The 2,005-nt window shown below is 30.5% G+C and carries 1 protein-coding gene; it reads left to right on the top strand.

What is annotated here, in order from left to right:
- The first annotated feature begins 338 nt into the window (after positions 1–338).
- Positions 339–1,985, top strand: a complete 1,647-nt coding sequence (locus CD138_RS12795) for an IS1182-like element ISSau3 family transposase (RefSeq protein WP_000277738.1) — start codon at positions 339–341, stop codon at positions 1,983–1,985.
- Positions 1,986–2,005: the final 20 nt, after the last annotated feature.

Genomic DNA, 2,005 nt, shown 5'->3' with positions numbered 1-2,005 from the left:
AGAGGCTGGGACATAAATCCCTAAAAAGCAGCAGTAAGATAATTTTCAATTAGAAAATATCTTACTGCTGTTCTCTATTTATACAATACTTCGTATTGAATGGCTTCGCTTTGCCCGTCTGGCACATTACTGTAAAATTCTATAAATAGAATTTTTGATGACGGATCCCTTCCTAGGGTGCCGTCTCAGCCTTGGTCTTCGACTGGCACTGCTCCCTCAGGAGTCTCGCCATTAATACTACGTATTAACATGTAATTTTACTTTGAAATACTTTAAAAAAATAAGACACTTTCGTATAATTTAATAAATACCACTAAACTAAATTAACGAGGTGCCTTATGTATAAAAATTATAACATGACCCAACTTACACTACCAATAGAAACTTCTGTTAGAATTCCTCAAAATGATATTTCACGATATGTTAATGAAATTGTTGAAACGATACCTGATAGCGAATTCGATGAATTCAGACATCATCGTGGCGCAACATCCTATCATCCAAAAATGATGTTAAAAATTATCTTATATGCATACACTCAATCTGTATTTTCTGGTCGTAGAATAGAGAAATTACTTCATGACAGTATTCGAATGATGTGGTTAGCTCAAAATCAAACACCTTCTTATAAAACTATTAATCGTTTTAGAGTAAATCCTAATACTGATGCATTAATTGAATCTTTATTTATTCAGTTTCATAGTCAATGTTTAAAGCAAAATCTTATTGATGATAATTCAATTTTTATTGATGGTACAAAAGTAGAAGCTAATGCCAATAGGTATACATTTGTGTGGAAGAAAAGTATTCAAAATCACGAATCGAAATTGAACGAAAATTCAAAAGCATTATATCGTGACTTAGTTGAAGAAAAAATAATACCAGAGATAAAAGAAGATGGAGATAGCGATTTAACAATAGAAGAAATAGATTTAATTGGTAGTCATTTAGATAAAGAAATCGAAGATTTAAATCATTCTATTCAGAATGAAGATTGTACTCAAATTAGAAAACAGACCCGTAAAAAAAGAACTGAGATTAAGAAGTTCAAAAAGAAATTTGATGATTATTCCGAAAGAAAAAGTAAATATGAAGAACAAAAATCGATTCTTAAAGATAGAAATAGCTTTTCTAAAACTGATCATGATGCAACTTTTATGAGAATGAAGGAAGACCATATGAAAAATGGCCAACTTAAGCCAGGATACAATTTACAAATAGCGACAAATTCTCAATTTGTTTTATCCTATGACCTATTTCAAAACCCGACAGATACTAGAACTTTAATTCCATTTTTAACAATGATTCAAAATACCTTCGGTTATTTACCGGAGTATATTGTAGCTGATGCAGGTTATGGTAGTGAGCAAAACTATATGGCTATTATAGATGATTTTAATAAAACGCCACTTATTACGTATGGTATGTTTATTAAAGATAAAACGAGAAAGTTTAAAAGTGACATTTTTAACACTCAAAACTGGAAATATGACGAACTTAATGATGAATTTATATGTCCTAATAACAAAAGAATAGGTTTTAAAAGATATGCAAACCGTAATGATAGATATGGTTTTAAACGTGACTTCAAACTATATGAATGCGATGACTGTTCAGCATGTTCTTTGAGGCAACAATGCATGAAGCCAAATTCGAAATCCAATAAGAAAATCATGAAGAATTATAATTGGGAATACTTTAAAGCCCAAATTAATCAAAAGCTTTCTGAACCAGAAACGAAAAAAATCTATAGTCAAAGAAAAATTGATGTAGAGTCTGTTTTTGGATTTATGAAGGCTATTTTGGGTTTCACTCGAATGTCAGTTCGAGGAATAAATAAAGTTAAACGAGAGCTAGGTTTTGTATTAATGGCACTTAATATAAGGAAAATAGCAGCTCAACGAGCTGTACATTATAAAATAAATATCAAAAAAGCTGATTTCCATCAAATAATTAATAGAAATCAGCTTTTTTACATTGCCTAAGAACTTAATGTCCCAGCCTC

The organism is Staphylococcus intermedius NCTC 11048 (assembly GCF_002902385.1).
In the GTDB taxonomy this organism is placed as follows: Bacteria; Bacillota; Bacilli; order Staphylococcales; family Staphylococcaceae; genus Staphylococcus; species Staphylococcus intermedius.
The sequence above is the reverse complement of the archived record's forward strand: the minus strand, read 5'-3'. Positions and strand labels throughout refer to the sequence as shown.

Excerpts from the sequence above, each read along its gene's own strand:
- CD138_RS12795 (WP_000277738.1), top strand. The coding sequence starts at position 339 with ATGTATAAAAATTATAACATGACCCAACTTACACTACCAATAGAAACT.